Raw genomic sequence first — 20,597 nt, forward strand, 5'->3', positions numbered from 1 at the left:
TCCGCCCCGCCGCCCTGTTCCGATCGCCCCGGCGCGTGATCCCCGATCTTCGCCGGGTTCGCGCCAGAAACGTGTTGAGTTGTGGATCGAATTGACCGAACGATCCTTCGGATGCAAGCACTCGGCGGATATATTCCCACTGAGTCCTTACGACCGAAAATGTTTTAGGTTTAGACTATCTCGATAGAAGATAATCGGAGTTGGCATGGTGCGCGAGATCCTATTTCGTGAGGCGCAGAGCGGCCTGTCGGCCCGCGCCGTCGCCCTGCCGGACAAGGCGCCGCAATCCTGCGAATTCCTCGGCGACCTGCTGTCGGGCGGCCCGGTGGCGATCCCGTCCCTGCACGCCATGTGGACCGGCCCCGAGATCTCCTGCCCGCTGCCGGAGGCGGAGATTCCCGCCGGCTGGGCCCATGCGGTGCTGCCGCCGGAAAACGCCACGATGTTCCCCGCCGCGGGCGACGTGATCCTGGCCTATGTGCCGCCGCGCGCCTGGGGCGGGGTGCCGCATGCGATCTTCGACATCGGCCTGTTCTACGCCCCCGGTGGCCGGCTGCTGCTGCCGGTCGGCTGGGTCGCAGGCTCCCTGGTCGCCCAAGTGGTGCCGGAGGACCTGGCCGACCTGCGCCGCGCCTGCGAGGCGATCCGGCGCACCGGCGCCTGCACCGTGACGGTCGAGGCCCTGGCATGAACACCGACGACAGCTTCGAGCTCTATGATTTGAAGGTGGAGATCGTCGCCGGCGACCGGCCGATGATGGGCGAATACAAGGCGGGCGACCATTTCATCCTGTCCGGCGAGATGATGACGCTGCCGCCGGGCCAGGGCTTCCCGATCTATGCCTTGGCCGCCCTGCTGCCGCTGCTGCCGGCCAAGCAGCGCGAGACCCATCCCCATGACTGGATGACGACGGACACCGAGATCGCGTCGCCCGACCCGAATTGCGGCGCCCGCTTCCGCATCACCCGGCTGGGCAAGCGCCGCTTCCGCCATTCCGAGACCACCGCCGTGCCGCTGGAGAAGAACCGGTGACCGCCGAGACCCGCGAGATCGCCCCGGGCTACACCATCTCCCGCATCCTCAAGGGTGGCTGGCAGCTGGCTGGCGACCACGGGCCGGTCGACCCGGCCGAGGCGATCGCCGGCATGGCCGCCTTCGTCGATTCCGGCATCACCACCTTCGACTGCGCCGACATCTACACCGGGGTGGAGGAGATGATCGGCGCCTTCCTGGCGCAATACCGCCGCGACCGCGGGGCCGAGGCGGCGCGGCGGATCCGGGTCCACACCAAATTCGTGCCCGACCTGGAGCGGCTGGCCACGATCGACCGCGGCTACGTCGCCTCGATCATCGACCGGTCGCTGCAGCGGCTGGGGGTCGAGCGGCTGGACCTGGTGCAGTTCCACTGGTGGGACTATGCCGCGCCGAACTATGTCGAGACCGCGCAGTGGCTCGACGAGCTGCGGCAGGCCGGCAAGATCGAGCTGGTCGGCGGCACCAATTTCGACACCGATCGCCTGTGCGAGATCCTCGACGCCGGCGTGCCGGTCCGCACCATGCAGGTCCAGTACTCGCTGCTCGACACCCGGCCGGCCAAGCGGATGGCGAAGTTGGCCGCGGCGCACGGCATCGCCTTCCTGTGCTACGGCACCCTGGCCGGCGGCTTCCTCTCGGAGCGCTGGCTGGGCCAGCCCGACCCCGGCATGACCATGACCAACCGGTCGCTGATCAAGTACAAGCTGGTGATCGACGACATCGGCGGCTGGGACCGGTTCCAGGCCCTGCTGGCGGCGTTGAAGCGGATCGCCGACCGGCACGGCACCACCATATCAGCGGTGGCGGTACGGGCGGTGCTGGACCGGCCCGGGGTGGCCGGCGCCATCGTCGGCGCCCGCACCGCCGCCCATCTGCCGCAGACCTTGGCCGCCTTCGGCCTGGCGCTGGACGCCGCCGACCGCGCCGAGCTGGACGCCGTGCTGTCACGCCTGACGCCGCTGGAGGGCGATGTCTACACGCTGGAGCGCGATCGCAGCGGCCGGCACGGCCGGATCATGAAGTACAACCTCAACGAGGATGCGGCATGACCGAGGCGACCGGCGACCGCTGCCTGGCCGAGATCGACGACCTGCACCGCTTCTTCCAGCGCTGGCTGGGCGACACCGCGGCCGAACCGGTGGAATTCGGCCGGTTCGAGGCCGCCATCGCCCCCGACTTCATGCTGGTGACGCCGGAGGGCGCCGTGCTGGACCGCGCCGCCGTGGCCGACGGGCTGCGCCGGGCGCGCGGTGCCCACGCCGATCCGGCCCACCCGTTCCGGATCGAGATCCGCAACGCCGCGATCCGCGTCGCCCTGCCCGGCGGCTTCCGCCTGTGCATCTATGATGAATGGCAGCGGATCCGCGGCGCCGAACGCACCCGCCGTTCGACGGCGCTGCTGGAGGTCCGTGACGACCGGGTGCTGTGGCGGCACCTGCAGGAGACCTGGGCGGAGCCGACGTCCGCGACCTGACCACCCCCAGGCCGGCCGATCCAACGAGCCGGTCGCATCCAACCACAGGAGGCTTTCATGCATTTTCGGAAAATCCTTTCAGGTTCCGTGTTCGCCGCGGCGGTGCTGCTGCCCGGCCTGGCGATGGCGGAGTGCACGGTCGAAATCGGGTCGGTGCTGTCGCTGACCGGCCCGGCCGGCCCGTTCGGCCAGGCGGCGTCGAAATCGATCGAGATGGCGTTCCGCGACATCAACGATGCCGGCGGCGTGATCGACGGCTGCAAGCTGACGGTCGATTTCCGCGACAGCCAGACCCAGGGCACCGTCGCGGTCGACGGCGCGCGGCAGCTGGTCGACCTGAAGAAGGTGCCGGTGATCATCGGCGCCATCATCTCGTCGGACTCCATGCCGATCCTGACCACGGTGACCGGCCCGTCCAAGGTGGTGCAGATCTCGCCCGCCGCCTCCTCCCCCAGCTTCACCGAGGTGGCGCGCAAGGGCGACACCGGCGGCTACTGGTTCCGCACCATCACCTCGGACGCGCTGCAGGGCGTGGCGGCGGCGAAATACGCCATGGATCTGGGCCTGGATTCGCTGGCGGTGATCCACGTCAACAACGATTTCGGCGTGAACATGCTGCGCGAGTTCCAGAAGTCGTACACGGCGCTGGGCGGCAAGATCACCAGCGTCACCCCCTACAACGCCAGCCAGGCGTCCTATCAAGCGGAGGTCACCTCCGGGCTGGAGGGCGACCCGAAGGGGCTGTACCTGATCGCCTATCCCGGCGACGGCACCACGGTGGCGCGCACCTGGATCAGCCAGGGCGGACCGGCCAAGTTCCTGCTGAACGACGGCATGAACTCGGCGGAGTTCATCAAGGACGTCGGACCGCAATACCTCAACGAGGCCTACGGCACCTCCTCCGGCACCACCAAGACGGCGTCGACCGAGTATTTCTCGACCCATTACGACGCCTTCACCGAGAACAAGTTCGACTGGCAGGCCCCGGCCGCCGACCGGGCCTATGACGCCGCCGCCATCATCGGGCTGGCCATCGCCAAGGCCAAGTCGAAGGAGGCGATGGCGATCCGCGACAGCATCCGCGCCGTGCTCGACCCCAAGGGCGAGGAGATCCATGCCGGCCCCGAGGGCTTCAAGAAGGCGCTGGCCCTGATCGCCGAGGGCAAGCCGATCCGCTATGTCGGGGTGATCGGCCCGGTCGCGTTCGACGAATACGGCGACATCACCGGCCCGTTCCGCGAATGGCAGATCAAGGACGGCGTGGTGGTGACCACCGGCGAGATCTCGGCCGCGGAGATCGACAAGCTGAAGGCCGGGATGAAGTGAGCCCGAAGCTTATGCCAGGCAAGCCAGCCCCTCTGAGTCCCCCCTCCCCTCGCGGGAGGGGGTTAGGGGGAGGGGGTTCGTGCCGCCGATCAGGCCCCATGGCCAAGCCGGCCCCGGCTGAGGCACCCCCCTCCCCCTACCCCCTCCCGCAGGGGGAGGGGGGACTTCTTTCTTCGCCGCCCGGGCGGTAGACATGCCCCCCGAAACCTTCGACCGGTCGCTGTGGCACGCGACCGGCGGCAGCCGCGTGGCGACGCCGCCGCTGGACGGGCCGATCGCCACGGATGTCGCCGTGGTCGGCGGCGGAATCCTCGGCGTCTCCACCGCGCTGCACCTCGCCGAGGCCGGCACCGCCGTGGTGCTGGTCGAGGCGCGGGAGATCGGCTGGGGCGCCTCGGGCCGCAACGGCGGGCTGGTGGTGCCGCACTATGCCCGCCTCGGCCCGGCCGATGCCCGGGCCGCCCTGGGCGCGGACCGCGGCGACCGGCTGTCGGCCCTGCTGGGCGGCGGTGCCGAACTGGTGTTCGACCTGGTCCGCCGCCACCGCATCCCCTGCGACCCGGTGCAGGCGGGCTGGCTGTGCCCGGCCCATGCGCGGTCGCGCCTGGCCGGGCTGGAGGGCCGGCTGCGGCAATGGCAGGCGCTGGGCCGCGACGGGCTGGACCTGCTCGATGCCGCGGCGACCGAGGCCATGACCGGCATCCCCGGCTATCACGGCGCCCTGCTCGACCGCTCCGGCGGCCATCTCAACCCGCTGGCCTATGTCCGCGGCCTGGCCCGGGCGGCGATGGCGGCCGGCGCCCGGATCGTCCAGGACACGCCGGTGACGGGGCTGCGAAGGGACGGCGACCGCTGGCGTCTCGACACCGAGGGCGGCGGCCGGATCAGCGCCGGCCGGGTGCTACTGGCGACCAATGCCGGGCGCGGCACGCCGGCGCCCGGCATCGCCGCCGGGGTGGTGCCGCTGCATGTCTACCAGAGCGCCACGGCGCCGCTGCCGCCGGAGATGCGCGGCCGGGCGCTGCCGGGCGGCCAGTCGCTGTCGGACACCCGCGCCGACCTGTTCTCGCTGCGGCCGGCTGCCGGCGGCCGCCTGGTCACCGGCGGCATGGCCAGCCTGCAGCTCGGCGCGCTGGAGCGTATCCAGCACCGTATGGCGCAGCGGATCGGGCGTTTCGTGCCCGGCCTGGTCGTCGGGGGATTCGAGCACCAGTGGCACGGCGTGGCGTCGGTGACGCCGGACCTGCTGCCGCGTTTCTGGCGGGTCGGGCCCGGCGCCCTGGCGGTTACCGCCTGCAACGGCCGTGGCATCGCCCTGAACACCGCCCTGGGGCCGGTCCTGGCACAGCACCTCTCGGGCGCGATCGACGAGGTGGCGCTGCCGGTGCCGGTGACCGACCCGCAGCCGCTGCGCTATCCCCGCCTGTCGGCCGCGGCGCCCGGCGCGATGCTGCTGTTCGCCGGGCTGCACGACCGGTTGGCGCGATGACGGGGCTCCCTCGGCACCCTCTTTTCTGTCATTGCCCGGCTTGACCGGGCAATCCAGGGGCCATCGAGAGCGGCTCTTGGTGGCCCCTGGATCCTCGGGTCAAGCCCGAGGATGACATTGGAAAGAAGGGCGGCGAGCCCCCTACAGCTTGTACGCCCTCTTCGGCAGCCGGTAGGCCAGGTCGACCGCGACCTCCGCCGCCTCGTCCTCGTCCAGCCGGTGTTCGGCGACGAGCTGGGCGAGGTAGCGGCAATCGACCCGCCGCGCCACGTCGTGCCGGGCCGGGATCGACGGGAAGGCCCGGGTGTCGTCGTTGAAGCCGACGGTGTTGCCGAAGCCCGCCGTCTCGGTCGCCAGCTCGCGGAAGCGCAGCATGCCTTCCGGGCTGTCGTAGAACCACCAGGGCGGGCCCAGCCGCAGGCAGGGATAATGCCCGGCCAGCGGCGCCAGCTCGCGCGAGTAGCTGGTCTCATCCAGCGTGAACAGGATCACCGTCAGGTCGCGCTCGTTGCCGAAGCGGTCGAGCAGCGGCTTCAGCGCGTGGACATAGTCGGTCCGGGTCGGGATGTCGGCGCCCTTGTCGCGGCCGAACTCGCGATACAGCGTCGGGTTGTGGCTGCGGAACGAGCCGGGATGGATCTGCATCACCAGCCCGTCCTCAAGGCTCATCCGCGCCATCTCGGTCAGCATCTGGCCACGGAACAGCTCGGCGTCCTTCGGCTCGAACCGGCCGGTGACGATCTTCTCGAACAGCGTCACCGCCGGCACCGGGTCGAGATCGGCCGTCGCCGCGGTCAGGTGGCCATGGTCGGTCGAGGTCGCGCCCATGCTCTTGAAGAAGCCGCGGCGCTGCTGCAGGGCGGCGAGGTAGCCGCGCCAGGACAGCGTGTCCTCGCCGGTGATCTCGCCGAGTTTGTCCAGTCCGGCGCGGAAGCCCTCGAACTCCGGGTCGACCACCGGGTCGGGGCGGAACGCCGTCACCACCCGTCCGCTCCAGCCGCTGTCGCGGATGGCGCAGTGGTGGTCGAGCGGGTCGAGCGGCGATTCCGTGGTGGCGATGACCTCGAGGTTGAAGCGCTCGAACAGCTTGCGCGGCCGGAACTCCGGCTTCGCCAGGCAGTCGGCGATGCGGTCGTAGATGCGGTCGGCGCTGGCCCGCGTCAGCCGCTCCTCGACCCCGAACAGGGTCTCGAAGGTGTGGTCCAGCCACATCCGGGTCGGGGTGCCGCGGAACAGCGGCCAATGTTCGGCGAAGCGGCGCCAGATCGCGCGCGGGTCGGTTTCGACCGGGCCGCCGTCGCGCCGCGGCACGCCGAGATCCTCCAGCCGCACGCCCTGGCTGTACAGCATGCGGAAGATGTAGTGGTCCGGGATGATCAGCAGCGACGCCGGGTCCGCGAACGCCTCGTTCTTCGCATACCACGCCGGGTCGGTGTGGCCGTGCGGGCTGATCAGCGGCAGGCCGGCGACCTCGGCATAGAGGCGGCGGGCGATGCCGCGCTGGACCGGGTCCGACGAAAACAGGCGGTCCGGATGCAGGCTCATGCGACGGCCTTCGGCTGCGGGCGCCAGTCGGCGTATTTCGGGTGGTCGGGACGGATCGGCAGCTCGACCGTGCGGCCGGTTTCGGCGGAGGCGAACAGCGCCGTCACCAGCTCCAGCGACCGACGGGCGTCGTCGAGCGTGACCGGCAGCGGCCCGCCGCTTTCCAGCGCCGCGTGGTAGCGGCCGAGCTGGCCGGCGAAGCGCGAGGGCACCGGGTCCCAATCGGCCAGGGCGCCTTCGATCCGCTCCGCCACCTCAGGCGAGGCCGGGATGATCTGCCACGGGGCGTCGCCCGGCGCATAGGGCTTCAGCCCGCTTTCGAAGGTGACGTTCTCGAAGCAGAAGCGCAGCCGGCTGATCTCGATCTGCGAGCCGAGGGTGGCGGCGAGCGAGACCAGCGAGCCGTCGGCCATGGCCAGGCTGGCCACGGCGCAGTCCTCGACCTCGATCGGGTTCACCCGCGTCGTGGTGCGGGCGAAGACCGAGGCCACCGGCCCCAGCAGATACGTCATGATGTCGTGCGAATGGATGGCGTGGGTCAGCAGCACGCCGCCAAACTCGGTCTCCAGCTTGCCGCGCCAGGGCACCGAGTAGTATTTGGCGCCGCGGTTCCAGGCCGTCTCCACCGTCGCCAGGTAGTGCTTGCCGGCGATGCCGGCTTCGATGATGCGCTTGGCCTTCTGCAGCCCGTCGCCATAGCGGTACTGGAAGATCGGCATCACCCGGCCCGGCGCTGCGGCCTCGGCCTTGGCGACGCGGTCGAGATCGGCCAGCGACCCGACCAGCGGCTTCTCGCAGATCACCTGCTTGCCGGCCGCGAGCGCCGCCAGGATCTGGTCGAGATGCACCCCGGGCGGGGTGCAGATGTCGATCACCTCGATCTCCGGCATCGCCAGGATCTCGTCGAAGCGGTTGGTGCGCACCGGCACGACGAAATCGTCGCCGACCGCGGACAGCCGCTCCGAGTCCAGGTCGCAGATCGCCTCGACCCGGAACTTGTCGGGATGGGCGGAATAGCCTTCGGCGATGTGGCCGCGGCCGATGCCGAGGCCGACGACGGCGACGTTGCGGATCGCCATGGTCAGATCCTCCGCCGCAGGAAGGTCGCGTCGGAGGCTTCCGCCATTTCCTGGGCCTGCAAAGCCAGCTCCATCGCCTTGAAACAGTGTTCCTGGGTCATCGCCGTCTCGGTCCGGTTCAGCACGTCGGCCACCAGCTGCCGGCCGAAGGGCAGTTCGACCGCGCTGCAGTCGATCCGCTGCATGCCCTTGCCGTCGACCAGGATCAGGTGGTCGGCGCCGGGCTGGCCGGTCGGGTCGACATATTTGCGCAGCTCGATATAGCCCTCGGTGCCGAGGATGGTCAGCCGCCCGTCGCCCCAGGTCGGCAAGCCATCCGGGGTGAACCAGTCGATCCTGATATAGCCGGTGGCGCCGGGGCTGCGCAGCAGCGCCTCGCCGAAATCCTGCAGCTCCGGCGTGCCGGGGTTGCCCCGGTTGGCGACCGCGGCCGAGGCGACCTCGACATCCAGCGTGCCGGCGAAGAACAGGAACTGCTCGAACTGGTGCGAGGCGATGTCGGTCAGGATGCCGCCGTAGCGCGCCCGTTCGAAGAACCAGCCCGGGCGTGACGGCGCGTTCAGCCGGTGGGGGCCGAGCCCGACGGTGTTGATCACCGTCCCGATGGCGCCGGCCTGCACCAGTTCGCCCGCCTTGACAGTCGAGCGAGTCTGGAAATGCTCGGAGTAGCAGATCGAGTAGATCCGGCCGGTCTCGGCCTGCACCCGCCGGACCTCGGCGAGCTGGTCGAGCGTGGTCATGCCCGGCTTGTCCGAGAGGTAGTCCTTGCCGGCCCGCATCACGGCGATGCCGAGCGGCGCGCGGTCGGCCGGGATGCCGGCCGAGGTGACCAGCGCGATCGTCGGATCCTCCAGGATCGCGCGGGGGTCGGACACGCGCTTTGCCTGGGGATAGCGGGCCTGGAACGGCACTGCCAGATCCTCCTCCGGCGCATGGAAGGCGACGAAGGTGCCTCCGGCGTCGAGCAGGGCGTCGACCTGACCGAAGATGTGGTTGTGGTTGATGCCGATGGCGGCGAAGCGGATGGTCATCAGGGGATCCCGGATCAGCGTTTGAGGCCGGTGGTGGCGACGCCTTCGATCAGCAGGCGCTGGAAGAACAGGAAGAAGGCAAAGACCGGCAGCAGGGTCAGCACGGACATGGCGAACAGCCCGCTCCAGTCCGATTTGCCGGTCGAGTCGACGAAGGTCCGAAGGCCGAGCTGGACCGTGTAGGACCCCATGTCGTTGATGTAGATCAGGGGCGCGAAGAAGTCGTCCCAGGTCCAGATGAAGGAGAAGATCGCCGCGGTCGCCAGCACCGGGGTCGACAGCGGCATGATGATCCGCCAGTAGATCTTCCAGGCGCTGCAGCCATCCATCATCGCCGCCTCGTCCAGCTCACGCGGGATGCCGCGGAAGAACTGCACCATCAGGAAGATGAAGAACGCGTCGGAGGCGAGGTATTTCGGCACGATCAGCGGCAGGAAGGTGTCGATCCAGCCGAGCTGCTGGAACAGCACATATTGCGGGATCAGCGTGACGTGGTAGGGCAGCATCAGCGTGCCCAGCATCAGCGCGAACCAGAAGTTGCGGCCGCGGAAGCGCAGCCGGGCGAAGGCGAAGGCGGTCAGCGAGCAGGCCAGCACGTTGCCGATCACCGACAGCACCGAGATCACCGCCGAGTTCCAGAAGAACCGGCCGAAGCTGATGTCCAGCCCGCTCCACCCCCTGATATAGGCGTCGAGGCTGAAGCTGGACGGCCATAGCGAGGTGGTGCTGAAGATCTGGCTGTCGTCCTTGAACGAGCTGGAGAGCATCCACAGCAGCGGATACAGCATTGCCACCGAGGCGATGCACAGCAGGATGTGGATCAGCAGCGACCGCGACCACGGCCGGCGCGCGGCCCCCCCGAGAGCGAGATCACTCATCGTAATGCACCCAGTAGCGTGCCGTCAGGAACGAGAAGGCGGTGAACAGCGCGATGATCACGACCAGCACCCAGGCCAGCGCCGAGGCGTAGCCCATGCGGAAATAGGCGAAGGCCTCCTGGTAGAGGTACAGCGTGTAGAACAGGGTGGAGTCGACCGGCCCGCCGGTGCCCTCGCTGATGATGAAGGCCGGGGTGAAGGCCTTGAACGCCTCGATCGTCTGGATCACGGCGTTGAAGAACACCACCGGGGTCAGGAGCGGCAGGGTGATCCGCCAGAATTTGTGCCAGGGCCTGGCCCCGTCGATCGCCGCCGCCTCGTACAAATCGCGCGGGATCTGGCGCAGCCCCGCCAGGAAGATGATCATCGGCGACCCGAACTGCCAGACGCTGAGGATCATGATGGTCGACAGCGCGTAGTTCGGATTGGAGATCCAGCTGGGCCCGTGGATGCCGAACACGGCCAGCAGCTGGTTGATCAGCCCGTTGCCGGCGAAGAGCTGGCGCCACAGCACCGCGATGGCGACGCTCGCGCCCAGCAGCGACGGCAGGTAGAACATCGCGCGGTAGATCGGCAGCCCGGCGATGCCCTTGTTCAGCAGCATCGCCACGCCCAGCGCGAAGCCCAGCTTCAGCGGCACCGAGAACAGCACGTAGAGGAAGGTCACCTTCATCGAGGCGAGGAACTTCGGATCGGCGGTGGCGATCCGGACATAGTTCGCCGCCCCGACCCAGTGCGGATCCTGCAGCAGGTCGAAATCGGTGAAGGAGAGGTAGAGCGAGACCAGGATCGGACCGGCGGTCAGGCCGATGAACCCGATCAGCCACGGGGTCAGGAACAGATAGCCAGCAAGGCCCCGCGACGACACCCGTCGCGATCGCCGCGTCCGCCCCACCTGCCCCGCCGCCTGAACCGCCACTGTCATGGGATCACCCGCGATCGAGAATGCTGTTGGCTTCGTCGACGAACTGCTTGGCCCCGTCGGCCGGCGACGCCTGCTCGAATCCGACCTGCTCGTTCACCCGCTTCAGCAGGAAGGAGATCTCGCCCGCGCCCTTGGGCGCCGACGGCGGCAGGGGGCCGACCTTGTCGGTGATGAAGGCGATGTAGTCGAGCGCGATCTTGTTCTGCGCGTCGAGCGTCGGCCCCACCACATCGCGCAGCGCCTTCGAGGCCGGGACTCCGCGCTCGACGCCCAGCGCCTTCCCCGCCTCCGGGTCGGTCACGTAGTAGTTGACCACGCGCACCGCCTGCTCCGCGACCGTGCTGCGGGCGCTGATGCTCCACAGCATCGACGGCTTCAGGTACTGGCCCGGCTTCGCGCCCGGCCCGCCGCTCGGCTGCAGGGTCATGTCCAGCTTGGACTTGACCAGCGCCTGATGCGCCACGAGCTGGTTCGAATTGGTGCTGATGGCAGCCGCCTTGCCGAGGGCGAGCATGCTGCTCTCCGGCGCGTTCTTGTCCAGCGCCTGGACATCGGCCGGCGGCACCGCGCCCTTCTGGCGCAGCCCGTGCCAGAAGCCGAACCAGTCCTCCATGTCCTTCACGTCGAAGCCCAGCCGGCCTTCGGCGGTGTAGAGAGACTTGCCGCGCTGGCGGGTCCAGCAGTCGAGCGACGGCTCGACGCCGCCGGCATCCTGCATGCCCCAGTAGCCCGGCTTCTTCTGGGCGACGGCGAGCGACCAGTCGGCCCATTGCGTCCAGCTCCAGTCCCAGGACGGAACCTCGACGCCGAGCTGCTTCACCGCCTCCGCGTCATAGACGAAGGCGGTCGAATTGTTGCCGAGATTGATGCCGTAGAGCTTGCCGTCGACCCGGCCGCAATCGATCGAGGGGCCGCCGAAATCGTCGATCTTGAGGATCGACGGCATGTACTCGTCGAGCGGCAGCAGCGCGCCGCGCCGGGCGTATTCGACGATGTAGCGGTAGTCCATCTGGATCAGGTCGGGCGCGTTGCGGCCCGCAGTCTGGGTGGCCAGGCGCGGCCAGTAGTCGGGCCAGCCCAGATTCTCGCCGGTGATGCCGACGCCGGAATGCCCGGCCTCGTAAAGCCTGTTGACCGTGTTGGTCCGGTCCGCCCGCTCCTTCGAACCCCACCAGAACATGCGCAGGCGCGTGTCCTGGGCCCAGAGCGGCCGCGGTACGCCCGTCAGCGCCAACCCGGCCGCGGCGCCCCCCGCTGTGAGAATCTGCCTGCGGTTCATGCGCAGCGTCGCCATTCGTTTCCTCCTTGAGCTGGCGCCCTTCTTGGCGAGGGCGGCCGCAAAGAATGAACGGCCGGTTCTCCGGCCTTGGGTTAGGCCCCGGATGGGGGGGCCGGCGAGGCGATGTTATAACCAGTTGGTTACAAGCTAGATCGATGCGATGATGACTGTCAACCCGAACCCCGACGGCATTGTTCCCGCTGCCGCCGGCTGTGACCGAGGCCCCAGATCCGTGAGCATCACCGAAGACCCGCCCGCCCCTCCGACCCGCCCGCCCGCAGCCAAGGCCGTGCGCGACCCGGAACGCACCAGCGCGGCGATCCTGGCGGCCGCGGTCAAGGAGTTCATGGACAAAGGCTACAGCGGCGCGCGGATCAATGAAATCGCCAAGCGCGCCGGCGCCAACAAACGCATGCTGTACCATTATTTCGGCGACAAGGAGGCGCTGTACCTCGCCGTGCTCGAGGGCGCCTATGTCGCCATCCGGTCGGCCGAGAGCAAGCTGCACCTCGCCGATCACGACCCGGTGGAAGGCGTCCGCGAGCTGGCCCTGTTCACTTGGCGCTACTTCATCGAGCACCCGGAATTCCTGAGCCTGCTGCAGACCGAGAACATGATGAAGGCCCGCCACCTCAAGCGGTCGGCGCGGATCTTCGACCTGCATTCGCCGCTGGTCGCCGTGATCTCGGACCTGCTCAAGCGCGGCGCGGCGACCGGCGTGTTCCGGGCCGACGCCGACCCGGTGAAGGTCTATGTCAGCATCGCCTCGCTGGGCGCCTTCTACCTGTCGAACCGCTACACCCTGTCGACCATCTTCCGGCGCGAGCTGACCGAGACCAAGGCGCTGGCCGAATGGGGCGACCACATCGCCCACATGATCCTGGCCTCGCTGCGGCCCTGATCCGGCGCACCGCCCTCTTGACGAAAGGGTCGATCCGTGATGCGGTAGTAACCAATTGGTTACAATCACGGCCGGGATGAACGCCCCGGCCGCATCGGGAGGGAAGACCGGAATGGCCACCCAGCGCCTCGGCATCATCATGCACGGCATCACCGGACGCATGGGCTACAACCAGCATCTGGTGCGGTCGATCTGCGCCATCCGCGACCAGGGCGGCGTGGTGCTGCCCAACGGCGACAAGGTGATGCCCGACCCGATCCTGGTCGGCCGCAACGCCGAGAAGGTCGAGGAGCTGGCGAAGCGCCACGGCATCGCCCGCTGGACCGCCGACCTCGGCAAGGCCCTGGCCTCGCCCGACGACACCGTGTTCTTCGACGCCGGCTCGACCCAGATGCGGACCGAGCTGCTGAGCCGCGCCATCGACGCCGGCAAGCACATCTACTGCGAGAAGCCGATCGCCGAGACCCTGGCGGACGCGACCTCGGTCGCCCGCCGCGCTACCGCCCGCGGCATCCGCCACGGCGTGGTGCAGGACAAGCTGTACCTGCCCGGGCTGCAGAAGATCCGCATGCTGCGCGACTCCGGCTTCTTCGGCCGCATCTTCTCGGTGCGCGGCGAGTTCGGCTACTGGGTGTTCGAAGGCGACTGGCAGGCGGCGCAGCGGCCGAGCTGGAACTACCGCAAGGCCGATGGCGGCGGCATCATCCTCGACATGCTGTGCCACTGGCGCTACGTGCTGGACAACCTGTTCGGCGAGGTCAAGTCGGTCAGCTGCCTCGGCGCCACCCATATCCCGGAGCGGGTGGACGAGGCCGGCAAGCGCTACGACGCCGATGCCGACGACGCCGCCTATGCCACCTTCCAGCTCGAGGGCGGCGTGGTCGCCCACATCAACTCCTCCTGGGCGGTGCGGGTGCGGCGCGACGACCTGGTCACCTTCCAGGTCGACGGCACCCATGGCTCGGCGGTGGCCGGGCTGACCCGCTGCTACACCCAGCACCGGGTGAACACGCCGCGGCCGGTGTGGAACCCCGACGTGCCGCAGACCATGAAGTTCCTCGACCAGTGGGAAGAGGTGCCGGACAACACGGTCTATGACAACGGCTTCAAGGCGCAGTGGGAGGATTTCATCCGCCACGTCGTCGCCGGCACGCCCTGGAAATATGATCTGTGGCAGGGCGTCAAGGGCGTGCAGCTGGCCGAGGCCGGGCTGCAGAGCTGGGCCGAGCGGCGCTGGGTCGACCTGCCGGCGCTGGAGCGCTGAGCCATGGCCGCCCTCACCCTTCCCCGCAACGGCGGCGGTCTCGAAAGCTACAGCATCCGCAACGCGCCGCTGCCGACGCCGGCACCGGGTAGCGCGCCCGCTTTCAACCGGGTCGCCTATGCCGCGGCGCATGTCGTGGCCGACCCGCTGGCCGACAACGACCCCTGGCTGGACACCGCGGTCGACTGGGACCGCACCCTCGCCTTCCGCCACTATCTCTGGGATCTCGGGCTCGGGGTCGCCGAGGCGATGGACACCGCCCAGCGCGGCATGGGGCTGGACTGGCCGACCGCCAAGGCGCTGATCGGCCGGGCCCTGGCCGGGGCGAAGGAGCGGCCGGGGGCCGTCATCGCCTGCGGCGCCGGCACCGACCATTTGCCGCCCGGCCCCGGCGTCACCGTCGCCGACGTCATCGCCGCCTATGAGCAGCAGATCGAGGCGGTCGAAGGCCTGGGCGGCCGGGTGATCCTGATGGCCAGCCGGGCCCTGGCCGCCGTGGCCAAGGGGTCGGACGACTACATCAGGGTCTATGGCCGGATCCTGGCCCAGGTGAAGCAGCCGGTGATCCTGCACTGGCTGGGCGAGATGTTCGACCCGGCCCTGGCCGGCTATTGGGGCGATGCCGACCATAACAGGGCGATGGACACCTGCCTGGCCGTGATCCGCGACAGCGCCGCCAAGGTCGACGGCATCAAGATCTCGCTCTTGTCCAAGGAGAAGGAGATCGCGATGCGCCGCCGCCTGCCGCAGGGCGTGCGCATGTACACCGGCGACGACTTCAACTACGCCGAGCTGATCGCCGGCGACGAGCACGGCTATTCCGACGCGCTACTTGGCATCTTCGACGCCATCGCACCGGCGGCCTCGGCCGGGCTGGCCCGGCTGGCGGCCGGGGACGAGGCCGGGTTCCACGCCATCCTGGCGCCGACCGTGCCGCTGAGCCGTCACATCTTCAAGGCGCCGACCCGCTTCTACAAGACCGGGGTGGTGTTCCTGGCCTATCTGAACGGGCTGCAGGACCATTTCCTGATGATCGGCGGCCAGCAGAGCACGCGGTCGCTGCCGCATCTGGCCGAGCTGTTCCGCCTGGCCGACGCCGCCCGCGTGCTGCGCGACCCGGACCTCGCCGCCCAACGCATGCGCAAGGTGCTGGCCGTGGGCGGGGTGGAGTGAGGCCGTGACCGCTCCCCGCCTGCGCGTGGTCGAGGCCCGGCTGCGCGAGCGGCCGGTGCGGTTCCGGCTGCCGTTCCGCTTCGGCGCCACCACGGTGACCGGGGCGCCGCAGGCCTTCCTGCGGCTGGTGGTCGAGACCGCGGACGGACGCCGCGCCGAGGGCCAGGCCGCCGAGCTGCTGGTGCCGAAATGGTTCGACAAGGACCCGGCCCTGACCGAGGCGCAGAACTTCGACCAGCTGCGCCGGTCCCTCGCCATCGCCGCCGGGCTGTATCGCGACGCGGCCCCAGCCTCGGCCTTCGCCCTGCACACGGCGCTGGAGCCGCGCCAGCACGCCGCCTGCGCCGCCGAGGGCCTGGGCGGGCTGCTCGCCTCCTTCGGCCTGGCCCTGTTCGACCGCGCCATCCTCGACGCGCTGTGCCGGCTGGAGGGCACCGACTCGGTCACCGCCGTCCGCACCAACCGCATGGGCCTGGACGCCGCCACCGCGCCTGACCTGGCCGAGTTCGACCTCGGCCTGTTCCTGGCCGGGCTGTCGCCGGCCGAGACCCTGCACGCCCGCCACACCATCGGCCTCGCCGACCCGATCACCACCGCCGAGATCCCGGCCGCCGAGCGGCTGGAGGACGGCCTGCCGCAGAGCCTGGAGCAGGCGGTCGCCGCCTATGGCCACAGCCACTTCAAGCTGAAGCTGAGCGGCCGGGCCGATGCCGACCTCGACCGGCTGGGCCGGATCGCCGCGGTGCTCGACACCCTGCCCGATTATCGCGCCACGCTTGACGGCAACGAGCAGTTCGCCGAGGCCGGCCCGGTGGTCGAGTTCTGGGACCGCTTCGCCGCCGACCCGCGCCTGGCCCGGCTGCGCGCCGCCGTGCTGTTCCTGGAGCAGCCGATCGCCCGGGCCCGCGCCCTGGCCGAACCGATCCATGCCTTGGCGGAGCGCGTGCCGGTCGAGATCGACGAATCCGATGCCGAGATCGGCGCCTTCCCGCGGGCCCGGGCGCTGGGCTATCGCGGCGTGTCGTCGAAATCCTGCAAGGGCGTCTACCGCGCGCTCTTGAACCGCGCCCGGATCGCCAAGTGGAGCGCCGAGAGCGGCACCCGCTTCTTCCTGTCGACCGAGGATCTGACCACCCAGGGCGGCGTCGCCCTGCAGCAGGACCTGGTGCTGGCCGCGCTGGTCGGCGCCGGCCATGTCGAGCGCAACGGCCACCACTATGTCGACGGCATGGCCGGCGCCCCGGCGGCCGAACAGCAGGCCTTCCTGGCCGCCCACCCCGACCTCTACGCCGCATCCGGCGGCCGCACCCGACTGAGCATCCGCGGCGGGCGCCTGGCCATCGGCTCGGTGCTGGCCGCGCGCGGCCTGGGCACCGCCATCACCCCCGACTGGTCGGCGATGGCCGACGGACCGACGGAGATCTGATCCATGGCTGAAGGTCTGTCGATCAACCTCGCCACCACCCGCATGCAATGGGACATGCGCCAGGCGGCCGAGGCCTGCCTGACGCACGGCATCACCGCGATCGCGCCGTGGCGCGACCAGGTGCAGAAGATCGGCCTGGGCGAGGCCGCCCGCATCGTTCGCGACAACGCTTTCCAGGTCACCGGACTGTGCCGCGGCGGCATGTTCCCGGCCGGCGACCCCGAGGCCCGCAAGACCGCGATCGACGACAACCTGCGCGCGGTCGACGAGGCCGCCGAGCTGGGCGCCGACTGCCTGGTGCTGGTGGTGGGCGGCCTGCCGCAGGGGTCGCGCGACATCGCCGCCGCCCGCGAGATGGTGGCCGACGGCATCGCCGCCATCCTGCCGCACGCCCGGGCCAGCGGCATCCCGCTGGCGATCGAGCCGCTGCACCCGATGTACGCCGCCGACCGCGCCTGCGTGAACACGCTGAGGCAGGCGCTGGACATCTGCGACCTCCTGGGCGACGGCGTCGGCGTCGCCATCGACGTCTACCATGTCTGGTGGGACCCGGAGCTGATGCCCCAGATCGCCCGGGCGGGCGCGGGCGGCCAGATCCTGGCGCACCACATCTGCGACTGGCTGGTGCCGACCACGGACCTGCTGCTGGACCGCGGCATGATGGGCGACGGGGTGATCGACCTGCGCGGCATCCGCGCCGCGATCGAGGCCGCCGGCTATGCCGGGCCGCAGGAGGTCGAGATCTTCTCGGCCGAGACCTGGTGGAAGCGCCCCGGCGACGAGGTGCTGAAGACCTGCGTCGAGCGCTACGAGACGCTCTGCACGCTGTAACCGGACACGTTGTGAGAGAGGCGAGGATGAGCCAGGGCAAGACGAAGGTCGCGCTGATCGGAACCGGCCATCGCGGCGCGGGAACCTGGGGCAAGGAGCTGCTGGCCCAGGTCGGCGACGTGGTCGAGATGGTCGGCCTGTGCGACCAGAACCCGCTGCGGCTGGAGCGGGCGCGGGCGGCGATCGGCGTCGACGCGCCGGTCTTCACCGATCTCGGCGCCATGCTGCGCGAGACCCGGCCGGACCGGCTGATGGTCTGCAGCCGCGACAGCGCGCATGACGACCACATCGTCCAGGCGCTGGAGGCCGGGGTCGACGCCATCACCGAGAAGCCGATGACGACCACGGCGGAGAAGTGCCGCCGCATCCTGGAGGCGGAGAAGCGGACCGGCCGCCGGGTCGACGTCACCTTCAACTACCGCTACGCCCCGACCTCGCGGCGGATCAAGCAGCTGCTGCTGGAGGGCGCGATCGGCGAGGTCGTGTCGGTCGACTTCCACTGGTATCTCGACACCAAGCATGGGGCGGACTACTTCCGCCGCTGGCATGCCTACCGCGCCAATTCCGGCAGCCTGTTCGTGCACAAGGCGACCCACCATTTCGACCTGCTGAACTGGTACCTGGCCTCGGAGCCCGAGGAGGTGTTCGCCCGCGGCGAGCTGCGCCATTACGGCCGCAAGGGCCCGTTCCGCGGCACCCGCTGCAAGACCTGCCCGCATGCCGGCGAATGCGACTTCCACATGGACCTCGCCTCCGACGCCTGGCTGACCATGCTGTACGAGGACCCGTCGCGCGAGGACGGCTATATCAGAGACGCCTGCGTGTTCCGCGAGGACATCGACATCCCCGACACGATGAGTGCGGCGCTGCGCTACAAGAACGGCGTCCAGGTCTCCTACTCGCTCAACACCTTCATGCCGATCGAGGGCCACCACCTGGCCTTCAACGGCACCAAGGGGCGGATCGAGGTGCGACAGTTCGAGCGCCAGCCCTGGGCCACGCCGCCGGCCGACGAGATCCTGCTGATGCGCAACTTCGGCGCGGTCGAGCACATCTGGGTGCCGCAGGAACCGGGCGGCCATTGGGGCGGCGACCCCAAGATGCAGGCGATGCTGTTCCGGCCGGGAATCGAAGACCCGCTGGGCCTGCGCGCCGACGCCCGCGCCGGCGCCCTGGCGGTGCTGTGCGGCGTCGCGGCGCTGGAGAGCATCGACACCGGCCGCAGCGTCGCGGTGGCCCCGCTGCTGGCTGGGTGATTCCACTCCGGCTCTTCCCGCCCGGCCGGTTTTCGGCCACCTTGCCGGCCCAGGGGGGAAGCCGCGCATGAGTCATCTCGAAACCAGGCGGGGCGGGCGCGCATGAGCCCGGCTGCCGACACCGCCGCGTCGCGCGCCGGCGCCCCGCTGCTGGGGCTGCTGCTGCTGTGCTCGTTCCTGTGGGGCACCGGGTATCTGCTGACCAAGGTGCTGGCGGTGGAGTTCGCGCCGATGCCGCTGACCGCGATCCGCGGCGTGATGGGCGGCGGGCTGCTGGCGCTGTGGCTGCTGGCGCGCGGGCAGAACATCCTGCCGCGCGGCCGGGAATGGCGCGACTGGCTGGTGCTGGGCATCTTCCAGGGCATCATCCCGAATACGCTGACCGCCTATGCCCTGGCCGACACCACCGCCGGGCTGGCGGTGCTGATCGCGGCGTCGAGCCCGCTGATGGTGGCGGTGCTGGCGCATCTGCTGTTCCCCGACCAGAGGCTGACCGGCCGGCGCGCCGGCGGCGTGCTGGTCGGTTTCGCTGGCATGGCCATCCTGCTGGGCCCCGCCGCCTTCGCCGACAGCCCCGGCGGGCTGTTCGGCCCGCTGGCGATGGCGGTGACCGCCGCCAGCTACGCCATCGGCGTGATCTATGTCCGCGGCATCCCGGCGCCGCAGCCGGTGCGGCTGGCGCTGGGCCAGCAGCTGTTCTCCGGCCTGCCCAGCCTGGCGATCGTGCTGGCCGTCACCGGCCCGTCCGCCTTCGCCGCGGTGCCGGCGCATGCGGTCGAGCTGGCGGCCTTCGGCATCTTCGCCACCGCGGTGCCGATCGCGCTGTACATGCAGATCCTGCGCATCGCCGGCCCGACCTTGGGGTCGATGAACGCCTACCTCACCCCGGTCTGGACCCTGCTGCTGGGCCTCGTCGTGCTGCACGAGCCGGTGGGCCCGCGCGAGATCCTCGGCGGCCTGGTGGTGCTGGGCGGCATCGCCATCGTCTCCTCGGCCAACCGCCGCCGACGCGCCGCGGCCTGAGGGCCGGCTCTCCCCCTCACCCTCCCGGCCCAAGCGGGCCGGGCCCCTCCCTCTCCCCAAGGAGAGGGGAAAGGGGGCGCGGCTCTCCTTACCTCTCCTTGGGGAGAGGTAAGGAGAGGTAAGGAGAGGGGGTGGCCCCGCCCTATCCGTCACCCGGTGTCTGGAGCGTCCGGGGCGTCCAGGGCCTTCGGTTTGAAGCCATAGACCATCGGGCTGAGCCCAAGCGACCGGCAGAGGCGGTGGGCGGCGGTGGCGATGGTCTCGGTGTCGAGCGTCTCGATCACATCGGGCTCCTGCAGCCGCACCGCCAGCCCGGCCCGGAGCCCCGGGATCCAGGCGGGATCGGCGCATTCCGCAAAGTCGCGCTCGACCGCCGCGGTCACCGCCTTCCGGCGCTTGGCCCGGATCGCCTGGATCTCCGCCGGGCTGCCCGCCGGCCGCCTGGGGCGCGGCGTGGCCGGCCATTCCTCGCCGCGCCAGCGCTGCCAGGTCTCGGACAGGCCGAGGCCGCAGGCCACCCCCGCCATCACCGACCCCACCGGCCGGTCCTCGACCCGGACGTCCTGGTCCTCGTAGAGCCCGTCGACCCGCTCCTCGAGATCGTCCTTCAGGGCGTTGAAGCGGCCCTCATCCTCGATCTCCTCGCAGATCATGTCCTGCAG

General features: G+C 70.0%; 20 protein-coding genes. 13 read left to right on the forward strand and 7 right to left on the reverse strand.

Annotated elements, in window-relative coordinates; all coding sequences use genetic code 11:
* Positions 1–205: 205 nt before the first annotated feature.
* From AB4112_RS19345 to AB4112_RS19370, 6 genes are all read left to right on the forward strand, one after another.
* Positions 206–691, forward strand: coding sequence for a DUF3830 family protein (locus AB4112_RS19345; RefSeq protein WP_441722202.1), 486 nt, complete (start codon positions 206–208; stop codon positions 689–691).
* Complete coding sequence (locus AB4112_RS19350; RefSeq protein WP_441722205.1) at positions 688–1,032, forward strand: TIGR04076 family protein; 345 nt, start codon at positions 688–690, stop codon at positions 1,030–1,032. Before AB4112_RS19345 ends, AB4112_RS19350 begins: the two co-directional genes overlap by 4 nt.
* A complete protein-coding gene (locus tag AB4112_RS19355) occupies positions 1,029–2,084 on the forward strand; it encodes an aldo/keto reductase (RefSeq protein ID WP_309793320.1) in 1,056 nt (351 codons plus the stop codon). The genes AB4112_RS19350 and AB4112_RS19355 overlap by 4 nt, the downstream gene beginning before the upstream one ends.
* The gene (locus AB4112_RS19360) at positions 2,081–2,509 is read left to right on the forward strand and encodes a DUF4440 domain-containing protein (protein ID WP_309793318.1); all 429 of its coding nucleotides are present in this window, start codon (positions 2,081–2,083) and stop codon (positions 2,507–2,509) included. The genes AB4112_RS19355 and AB4112_RS19360 overlap by 4 nt, the downstream gene beginning before the upstream one ends.
* 57 nt (positions 2,510–2,566) lie before the next feature.
* Positions 2,567–3,835 (forward strand): ABC transporter substrate-binding protein, encoded by a 1,269-nt coding sequence (locus tag AB4112_RS19365; protein WP_441722209.1) that lies wholly within the window; start codon positions 2,567–2,569, stop codon positions 3,833–3,835.
* A gap of 193 nt (positions 3,836–4,028) precedes the next feature.
* On the forward strand, positions 4,029–5,324 hold the full coding sequence (locus tag AB4112_RS19370; protein ID WP_441722212.1) for an NAD(P)/FAD-dependent oxidoreductase: 1,296 nt from the start codon (positions 4,029–4,031) through the stop codon (positions 5,322–5,324).
* Between the two features lie 141 nt (positions 5,325–5,465).
* Here AB4112_RS19370 and uxaC read toward each other — a convergent pair whose 3' ends face one another.
* The 6 genes from uxaC to AB4112_RS19400 are packed head-to-tail and all read right to left on the reverse strand — an operon-like array spanning position 5,466 to position 12,076.
* Positions 5,466–6,869, reverse strand: a complete 1,404-nt coding sequence (gene uxaC, locus AB4112_RS19375; protein ID WP_441722215.1) for a glucuronate isomerase — start codon at positions 6,867–6,869, stop codon at positions 5,466–5,468.
* A complete protein-coding gene (locus tag AB4112_RS19380) occupies positions 6,866–7,948 on the reverse strand; it encodes a Gfo/Idh/MocA family protein (protein WP_441722219.1) in 1,083 nt (360 codons plus the stop codon). Before AB4112_RS19380 ends, uxaC begins: the two co-directional genes overlap by 4 nt.
* Positions 7,949–7,950: 2 nt before the next feature.
* On the reverse strand, positions 7,951–8,979 hold the full coding sequence (locus AB4112_RS19385; protein WP_309793312.1) for a Gfo/Idh/MocA family protein: 1,029 nt from the start codon (positions 8,977–8,979) through the stop codon (positions 7,951–7,953).
* A gap of 14 nt (positions 8,980–8,993) precedes the next feature.
* Complete coding sequence (locus AB4112_RS19390; RefSeq protein ID WP_441722222.1) at positions 8,994–9,857, reverse strand: carbohydrate ABC transporter permease; 864 nt, start codon at positions 9,855–9,857, stop codon at positions 8,994–8,996.
* Positions 9,850–10,782, reverse strand: a complete 933-nt coding sequence (locus AB4112_RS19395) for a carbohydrate ABC transporter permease (protein ID WP_441722225.1) — start codon at positions 10,780–10,782, stop codon at positions 9,850–9,852. Before AB4112_RS19395 ends, AB4112_RS19390 begins: the two co-directional genes overlap by 8 nt.
* 4 nt (positions 10,783–10,786) lie before the next feature.
* Positions 10,787–12,076 carry an ABC transporter substrate-binding protein gene (locus AB4112_RS19400; RefSeq protein WP_309793309.1) on the reverse strand — a complete coding sequence of 430 codons (1,290 nt, stop codon included), beginning with the start codon at positions 12,074–12,076 and terminating at the stop codon, positions 10,787–10,789.
* A 217-nt stretch (positions 12,077–12,293) separates the two neighbouring features.
* Here AB4112_RS19400 and AB4112_RS19405 point away from each other — a divergent pair, with 217 nt between their 5' ends.
* From AB4112_RS19405 to AB4112_RS19435, 7 genes are all read left to right on the forward strand, one after another.
* Entirely contained in the window at positions 12,294–12,962 is a 669-nt protein-coding gene (locus tag AB4112_RS19405) for a TetR/AcrR family transcriptional regulator (RefSeq protein WP_309793308.1), read from the forward strand.
* 112 nt (positions 12,963–13,074) lie between these two features.
* On the forward strand, positions 13,075–14,226 hold the full coding sequence (locus tag AB4112_RS19410; protein WP_441722230.1) for a Gfo/Idh/MocA family protein: 1,152 nt from the start codon (positions 13,075–13,077) through the stop codon (positions 14,224–14,226).
* Positions 14,227–14,229: 3 nt separating this feature from the next.
* Positions 14,230–15,399, forward strand: coding sequence for a dihydrodipicolinate synthase family protein (locus tag AB4112_RS19415; protein WP_441722233.1), 1,170 nt, complete (start codon positions 14,230–14,232; stop codon positions 15,397–15,399).
* 4 nt (positions 15,400–15,403) lie between these two features.
* On the forward strand, positions 15,404–16,825 hold the full coding sequence (locus AB4112_RS19420) for a hypothetical protein (protein WP_441722236.1): 1,422 nt from the start codon (positions 15,404–15,406) through the stop codon (positions 16,823–16,825).
* 3 nt (positions 16,826–16,828) lie between these two features.
* The gene (locus AB4112_RS19425; RefSeq protein ID WP_441722239.1) at positions 16,829–17,656 is read left to right on the forward strand and encodes a sugar phosphate isomerase/epimerase family protein; all 828 of its coding nucleotides are present in this window, start codon (positions 16,829–16,831) and stop codon (positions 17,654–17,656) included.
* 26 nt (positions 17,657–17,682) lie between these two features.
* Positions 17,683–18,912 (forward strand): Gfo/Idh/MocA family protein, encoded by a 1,230-nt coding sequence (locus AB4112_RS19430; RefSeq protein WP_441722242.1) that lies wholly within the window; start codon positions 17,683–17,685, stop codon positions 18,910–18,912.
* A gap of 102 nt (positions 18,913–19,014) precedes the next feature.
* On the forward strand, positions 19,015–19,935 hold the full coding sequence (locus tag AB4112_RS19435) for a DMT family transporter (protein ID WP_441722244.1): 921 nt from the start codon (positions 19,015–19,017) through the stop codon (positions 19,933–19,935).
* A gap of 149 nt (positions 19,936–20,084) precedes the next feature.
* Here AB4112_RS19435 and AB4112_RS19440 read toward each other — a convergent pair.
* Positions 20,085–20,597: hypothetical protein (locus AB4112_RS19440; RefSeq protein ID WP_441722247.1), on the reverse strand; the 513-nt coding region annotated here is incomplete at its 5' end.

The organism is Inquilinus sp. 2KB_23 (assembly GCF_052115705.1).
Classification (GTDB): Bacteria; Pseudomonadota; Alphaproteobacteria; order DSM-16000; family Inquilinaceae; genus Inquilinus; species Inquilinus ginsengisoli_A.